The following is a 7335-nucleotide window of genomic DNA, read 5'->3' on the forward strand; positions in this document are numbered from 1 at the left end:
GCCGCCCCGGTCGGACCCGGTCAGCGCAGCGGCGCGCCGGCGCGCACCAGCGCGTCCCGCCAGGACCGGGTCCGGAACGCCGCCGCGCCGTTGAGGAACTGGTCGAGCACGCCCGGTCCGTCGCCGGTCGGCGGGGTGTGCCGGGACCAGAAGTCCGCGCACCCGCGCTCCTGGTCCGTGCTGGGCCGCGGCGAGACGTCGGACCCGCGCCCGACCAGGGCGTAGCGGCGCCCGCCGACGTCGAGCAGCAGCGTGCCCAGGCGGGTCAACCGGCCGCCCACCTGGGCGGCGGGCACGGCGAACACCTCCACACCGTGCCGGTCCCGGGCGCGTAGCCAGCCCTGGTCGAGGGTCATCAGCACCGGCACGCACCGCACACCGTTCCAGATGCTGCGACGCCAGTAGACGATGCTCGCGTGGGCCACCCGCGGGTTCACGGCGGCGACTGTACCGGGGGCGGTCCACGGTGGCCGGCGGTGGCTACCCTGCCGGCGTGACCCGACGTTCCTGGCCGCTGGCCGCGTCCACCGCGCTCGGTGTGCTCCTGCTGGCCGCCTGCGGCGGCGCGTTCCGGCTCGCCCGGTCCGCCGACACCGGGGAGCGGGACTGCGCGGCCCGGGTCGCCGCCGAGGAGGCGACGATCCGCACCGACCGGCGCTGGACCGACCAGGACGTGCCCGGCATCGGCGCGTACCCGGAGATCCACTGGCAGGTCGACTACCCGAGCTTCGCCTGCTCCCGCGCCCCCGGCCCGACCGACAGGCGCTACCAGGGCGTGGTGCGGCTCGCGCCGGCCGACGCCCGCGCGCTCGCCACCACGTACGTCTGGACGCCGGGCACCGGCGTGGCGCCCGAGGTCTGGCCCGGCCTCGGCGGATACGTGCCGGACGGCGTGCGCTGGCGGCGCAGCGCCGACCACGACGCCGCCGGCACCGCCGAGGTGTGGTTCGACCTCGAGCGGGCGCTGCTGCTGTTCACCGCCGTCGACACGTGAACGTTTCCCGACCCCGGTGCGTGAGAGCCGGTGGGCATCACCGGCGCCGGCCGGGGGTACAGCAGCGGGGCACGGGTTCGACAGCCGGGAGGTAACCGTGGGGGACAGGGCGCGACGTCGGCGGCTCGGGCCGCTCGCCGGGCTGGTGGTGGCCGCGGTGGTGGCCGCCGGCTGCATGGGCGGAGGGCTCGACCAGGGGGAGTCGCAGCAGCCCGCCCCGCAGGACAGCGGGCCGGCGCAGGCCAGCCCGGGGGCGCGGACCACCCGGGCCGACGGCACCACCAGCGTCGCCGAGTTCAAGCAGGACTTCCAGGACGCCGTCGGGCTCGCCGAGAAGTACTGGACGGCGCAGTTCCGCGCCTCCGGGGAGCAGTTCCGGCCGATCCGGCGGGTGGTGCCCTACAGCCGGGCCGGCGAGGTGTCCTGCGGCGGGCAGGGCCTGCCCCGCAACAACGCGGTCTACTGCTCGGCCGGCGACTTCATCGCCTACGACGTGAACTGGTCCGTCTCGGCGTTCCGGGAGATCGGCGACGCGTTCCTGTTCTACCTGCTCGGCCACGAGTACGCCCACGGCGTGCAGGTCCGCCTGGGCATCCGCTACGACTTCACCATCCAGCAGGAACTCCAGGCCGACTGCATGGCCGGGGCGTACCTCGGGGACAGCGTGCGCTCCGGGGCGCTGACGTTGGCCGACGGTGATCTGGACGAGTTCCGGGACGGGCTGCTCGCCGTCGGCGACGACCCGGACCAGCCCTGGTTCGCCGAGGGCTCGCACGGCACCGCCGAGCAGCGCAGCGAGAAGTTCTTCAGCGGCTACGAGAACTCGCTGAAGGCGTGCGACCTCGGTTGATGCCGCAGATCACCCCGATCGGGGACGGTGCCGGCCGGGCCCGGGCGGGCTGGCAGGATCGGCGGGTACGCGTACCGAAGGAGGCCCCGCTGAACAGCCCACGCCCCGCCGCCGTGCTCTTCGACATGGACGGCACCCTGGTCGACAGCGAGAAGCTGTGGGACGTCGCGTTGCAGGAACTGGCAGCCGTCTACGGCGGCACGCTGTCCGACGAGGCCCGCCGCGCGATCGTCGGCACCGGGATGGCCGACGCCATGCGGATCGTGCACGACGACCTGGGCCAACCGGAGCGGGACCCGCAGGCCAGTGCCGACTGGATCAGCGCGCGCATCCTCGACCTGTTCCGCACCGGGCTGCGGTGGCGGCCCGGCGCGCTCGCGCTGCTGCGCGCCGTCCGGACCGCCGGCATCCCCACCGCGCTTGTCACCTCCAGCGGACGGTCGCTCGTCGAGGTGGCCCTGGACACGCTGGGTCGGGACAGCTTCGACGCGGTGGTCTGCGGCGACGAGGTGGGCGAGGCCAAACCGCACCCGGAGCCGTACCTGACCGCCGCGCGGCTGCTCGACGTGCCGATCGGGCGGTGCGTGGCGATCGAGGACTCGCCGACCGGCGTGGCGTCCGCGCTGGCCGCCGGCGCCGCCGTGCTGGCCGTGCCGGCCGAGGTGCCGCTGCCGCCGACCGACGGCGTACACCAGGTGGAGAGCCTGACCGCGGCCGACCTGGAGCTGCTCGCGGCCCTGCTCCACCGTTAGGAAGGGGCCCTTCCTATCGCTCAGGCGACAAGAAGGGCCCCTTCCTTGCACCTCAGTCGTGGGCGATGGCGCCCAGCACGTTGATCCGCGCGGCGCGGATCGCCGGCAGCACCGCCGCCACCACGCCGATGATCGCGGCCAGCACCAGGAACGTCACCATCTGGCCCCAGGGCAGGACCAGGTCGGTGATGCCCTCGTCCTTGAGCGCCCGGACCACCGCCGCGCCGAGGCCGGTGCCGACCACGACGCCGAGCAGCGCGCCGAAGATCGAGATCACCACCGCCTCGACGGTGATCATCCGCATGGTCTGCGCCCGGCGCAGGCCGATCGCCCGCAGCAGACCCAGTTCCCGGGTCCGCTCCAGCACCGACAGGGCGAGCGTGTTGATGATGCCCAGCACCGCGATCACGATGGCCAGCGCCAGCAGGATCTGGATCATCCGCAACGGCGTGTCCAGCTGACTGGTCTGCTGCTTGATGAACGCGGCCCGGTCCGCCACCGACACCTCGGGGCTGTCCGCCAGCAGTCGCTCGACCTGCGGCTGGACCGCGCCGACCGACGTGCCCGGGGCGAGCTGCACGAAGCCCTGGATGGGCTGGGGGATGGCGAAGTCGGCGGCCGCCTGCGGCGGCAGCACCACCGGGTTGGTCAGCTGGGAGCTTTCGTAGATGCCGCTGACCGTGTAGGTGCGGGCCTCGCCGCGGGACAGCTGCACCGGCACGGTCGAGCCGACCGACAGGTTGCGGGCCTTGGCGGTGTCGGAGCTGAGCAGCATCTGGTCGGGGGCCAACCGGCTGATGTCACCGGCGGTGGCCTTCGCCCCGAAGATCCGCTCCAGCGCCGCCACGTTGCTCGACGCCGCCACCCAGGTCCGCTCGCCGCCGACCGTGGCCATGTCGCCGTACTCGCCGTCGACCAGCTGCACGCCGGGGATCGCGGCGGTCTTGTCCAGCACCGCCGGGTCGAAGCTCGGCGGGCGGGGCCCGGACGCGGATCCGGAGATCACCAGCTCGGCCTTGATCGTGTCCTCGGCGAGGGCGCTGATGCTGCCCTTCGCCGAGTCGAGGATCACCGTCACCCCGGTCACCAGCGCGATGCCCACCATCAGCGCGGCGGCGGTGATCGCGGTCCGGCGGGGGTTGCGACCCGAGTTGAGCCGGCCCAGCTTGCCCGGGACCGACCAGGAGAAGATCGCGCCGAGCAGCGCGACCACCGGCCGGCTGATCACCGGCGTCAGCAGCGCCACCCCGATGAACGCGAAGAGCACCCCGCCCAGGATGGTCGCGAGCGTGTTGCCACCGGCGTTGCCGCTGAGGCCGAGGAAGAGCAGCACCGCGCCGATCGTGGTGACCACCGCGCCGCCGACGGTCACCTTGGTCAGCGGCCGGTCCGGCGTGGCCACGTCCTGCATCGCCGCGATCGGCGGGATGCGCGCGGCGCGCAGCGCCGGCAGCAGCGCCGCGACCACCGTGATCACCAGACCGACCGCGAACGCGCCGATCACCGCCGCCGGCGGCACGCCCAGCCCGGCCAGGCTCAGACCGCCGGCGAGCTTGCCGAACAGGTACGCCAGCAGCGCGCCCACCCCGATGCCGGCGGCGAGCCCGAGCACCGAGGCGATCAGACCGACCGCGACCGCCTCCAGCACCACCGAGCCGATGACCTGTCGGCCGCTGGCGCCGATGGCCCGCATCAGGGCCAGCTCACGGGTGCGTTGGGCCACGATGATCGAGAACGTGTTGAGGATCAGGAACGTGCCGACCAGCAGCGCCACCGCGGCGAAGCCGAGCAGGATCTTGTTGAAGAAGGACAACCCCTCCTTCAACCCGGCCGACGCGTCGTCGGCGAGCTGCTCACCGGTCTTCACGTCGTAGCCGCCGCCCACCGCGCGGGACACCTCGTCGCGCAGCGCCTCCGGCGTGGTGCCGTCGGCGGCCCGCGCGCTGATGTTGCTGAACACGTCCGGCTTGCCGAGCATCAGCTGCTGCGCCACTCCAGTGGTGAAGGCGACCTCGTTCGCGCCGCCCACGGAGTCCCGGCCGCCGCTGTAGCCGAACACGCCGACCAGCGTGAACTCCTTCTTCGGCGCCAGGGTCAGCACGCCGACCCGGTCGCCGACCTTCACGTTCGCGGCCTTGGCCAGCGCGGCGTTGACCACGATCTCGTCGTCCGCGCGCGGCTCCCGGCCCTCGCGCAGCTTCACCAGGTCGCTCTCGCCGAGCCAGTTCTCCCCGAGCTGCGGCGGGCCGAACGAGGTGACCACCTTGCCGTTGGCGCCGATCAGGCGGGCGCCGTCGGCGGCGACCACGCCCTGCACGTCCGCCGCGCCGGGAACCGCCTTCACCCGCTCGACCAGCGACGCCGGCACCGGAGCGGCCACCTGCTCGCCTTCGGTCTCGGAGAGCTCCACCTTCGGCTTCGCCGCGACGTTGACGTCGACCTCGGCGTAGGCGTCGGCGAAGACCGCGTCGAAGGACCGACCGAGGGTGTCGGTGAGCACGAACGCGCCCGAGACGAACATGACGCCGAGCACCACCGCCAGGCCGGACAGCAGCAGACGCAGCTTGCGCGCCAGCAGGCTCTTCAGCGTTGCCCGCAGCATCAGTTGCCCACCTCGACCGGAGCGTCCAGCTTCTTCATGGTGTCCAGCACCGTGTCGGCGGTCGGCTCGATCAGCTCCGAGACGATCTGGCCGTCGGCGAGGAAGACCACCCGGTCGGCGTACGCGGCGGCGGTCGGGTCGTGGGTGACCATGACGATGGTCTGGCCGTGCTCGCGCACCGAGTTGCGCAGGAAGTTGAGCACCTCGGCGCCGGAGCGGGAGTCCAGGTTGCCGGTCGGCTCGTCCGCGAAGATCACCTCGGGGCGGGCGACCAGGGCCCGCGCGCACGCCACCCGCTGCTGCTGACCGCCGGAGAGCTGCGCCGGACGGTGCCCGAGCCGCTCCCGCAGACCGACCGTGTCGATCACCGTGTCGTACCAGGCCGGGTCGGCCTTGCGGCCGGCGATCGACAGCGGCAGCAGGATGTTCTCCTGCGCGGTGAGCGTGGGCAGCAGGTTGAACTGCTGGAAGATGAAGCCGACCTTGTCCCGGCGCAGCTTCGTCAGGCCCGAGTCGTTGAGCCCGGTCACGGTGGTGTCGCCGATCATCACGGTGCCCCGGGTCACCGAGTCCAGGCCGGCGAGGCAGTGCATCAGCGTCGACTTGCCGGAGCCGGACGGCCCCATGATCGCGGTGAACCGGCCGCGTTCGAACTCGGCGCTCACCCCCCGCAGCGCGATGACCTGCGCCTCGCCGCTGCCGTACACCTTCCACACGTCGTTCGCCCGGGCCGCGGCCTGCGCTTGCCGGCCTACCGTCGCGGTCACGTCATCTACCTCTTCCGTCTGGCTGCTGATCCGCACCGCCCCCGCTGGTCGGTGCGGCAGTTCCATCCTCGGTGCCACCGGCCACGGAACCGTCCGACCCCGGGCGGAATCCGTGCCGAACTTCCGGTGGGGGTCGCCCCCCAGGCCGGCTCAGGGTGATCCCTGATCGGCCGCGGCGCCGACGGTAGGACCTCACGTCGCGTCATGGTCAACCCCGCGTCGCCGCCGTTGGTCACGGTACGTGAGCGCCGCCACCTATTTCCCCGGCCGTACCAGCCCCGTCTCGTACGCCAGCACCACCGCCTGCACCCGGTCCCGCAGCCGCAGCTTGGTCAGCACGTGCCCGACGTGGGTCTTCACCGTGGTCTCGCTGACCGACAGCTCCCGGGCGATCTCGGCGTTGGACAGCCCACGCGCCACCTGGATCAGCACCTCCCGCTCCCGCTCGGTAAGCGTGTCCAGCACCGGGGGCGGGACGGCCGCCGGGTCCGGCAGCACGTCGGCGAACCGGTCCAGCAGCCGGCGCAGGATCCGCGGCGCCACCACCGCCTCCCCGGCCGCCACCGTCCGGATCGCGGTCACCAGGTCCTCGGCCGGCACGTCCTTGGCCAGGAAGCCGCTCGCCCCGGCGCGCAGCGCCCCGACCACGTACTCGTCCAGCTCGAACGTGGTGAGCACGAGCACCCGCACCGGCAGCCGGGCGTCCACGATCGCCCGGGTGGCCGCGACCCCGTCCATCCGCGGCATCCGGATGTCCATCAGCACCACGTCGGGCAGCAGCCGCCGGGACAGCTCCACCGCCTCCACGCCGTCGCCGGCCTCGCCCACGATGTCCAGGTCGTCCTCGACGCCGAGCACCATCCGGAACCCGGTCCGCAGCAACGGCTGGTCATCGGCGAGCAGGACCCGTACCGGTCGGGGCGCGGCGCCGTCTGTCATGGGATCCCCCTCGTCGTGCCCGGCGGCGGTCAGGCGGGGACCGCACCGGCCGGGTCCAGCGGGATCCGCGCGTACACCCGGAAGCCGCCGCCCGGCGCCGGTCCGGTCCGCAGGATCCCACCGTAGAGGGCCACCCGCTCCCGCATGCCGACCAGTCCGTGCCCGATCCGGTCGGGCGGGCGTCGCGGCCCGCGCCCGGTGTCGACCACCTCGACGGTCAGGACACCGCCGCCGACGGTGATCCGGACCAGCGCGGTGGCCGGGCCGGCGTGGGCGAGGACGTTGCGCAGCGCCTCCCCGACGATGCGGTGCGCGGTGAGCGCCACCCCCTCGGCCACCGCGGCGGACGTGCCCTCCATCCGCAGCGTGACCGGCAGCCCGGCCCGGCGGGCCCGCTCGACCAGCGCGGGGACGCCGGCCAGGCCGGGTTG

At 73.6% G+C, this 7335-nt stretch carries 8 protein-coding genes; 3 read left to right on the plus strand and 5 right to left on the minus strand.

Annotated elements, in window-relative coordinates:
* Positions 1–20: 20 nt before the first annotated feature.
* Complete coding sequence (locus tag HUW36_RS21270; RefSeq protein ID WP_174529779.1) at positions 21–437, minus strand: hypothetical protein; 417 nt, start codon at positions 435–437, stop codon at positions 21–23.
* Positions 438–493: 56 nt separating this feature from the next.
* On the opposite strand from HUW36_RS21270, the gene HUW36_RS21275 reads away from it, so the two are divergent.
* From HUW36_RS21275 to HUW36_RS21285, 3 genes are all read left to right on the plus strand, one after another.
* Complete coding sequence (locus tag HUW36_RS21275; protein WP_174529780.1) at positions 494–994, plus strand: hypothetical protein; 501 nt, start codon at positions 494–496, stop codon at positions 992–994.
* 97 nt (positions 995–1091) lie between these two features.
* Positions 1092–1844 carry a neutral zinc metallopeptidase gene (locus HUW36_RS21280; RefSeq protein WP_174529781.1) on the plus strand — a complete coding sequence of 251 codons (753 nt, stop codon included), beginning with the start codon at positions 1092–1094 and terminating at the stop codon, positions 1842–1844.
* Between the two features lie 113 nt (positions 1845–1957).
* Positions 1958–2596, plus strand: coding sequence for an HAD family hydrolase (locus HUW36_RS21285; protein WP_174529785.1), 639 nt, complete (start codon positions 1958–1960; stop codon positions 2594–2596).
* A 52-nt stretch (positions 2597–2648) separates the two neighbouring features.
* On the opposite strand, the gene HUW36_RS21290 is transcribed toward HUW36_RS21285, so the two are convergent.
* The 4 genes from HUW36_RS21290 to HUW36_RS21305 form a co-directional block, all read right to left on the minus strand.
* The gene (locus HUW36_RS21290; protein WP_174529782.1) at positions 2649–5198 is read right to left on the minus strand and encodes an ABC transporter permease; all 2550 of its coding nucleotides are present in this window, start codon (positions 5196–5198) and stop codon (positions 2649–2651) included.
* The gene (locus HUW36_RS21295) at positions 5198–5965 is read right to left on the minus strand and encodes an ABC transporter ATP-binding protein (RefSeq protein ID WP_174529783.1); all 768 of its coding nucleotides are present in this window, start codon (positions 5963–5965) and stop codon (positions 5198–5200) included. Before HUW36_RS21295 ends, HUW36_RS21290 begins: the two co-directional genes overlap by 1 nt.
* 255 nt (positions 5966–6220) lie before the next feature.
* On the minus strand, positions 6221–6904 hold the full coding sequence (locus HUW36_RS21300) for a response regulator (protein ID WP_174529784.1): 684 nt from the start codon (positions 6902–6904) through the stop codon (positions 6221–6223).
* A gap of 29 nt (positions 6905–6933) precedes the next feature.
* On the minus strand, positions 6934–7335 hold a 402-nt coding region (locus HUW36_RS21305), incomplete at its 5' end, for a sensor histidine kinase (RefSeq protein WP_343044347.1).

The organism is Micromonospora maritima (genome assembly GCF_902825405.1).
Taxonomy (GTDB): Bacteria; Actinomycetota; Actinomycetes; order Mycobacteriales; family Micromonosporaceae; genus Micromonospora; species Micromonospora maritima.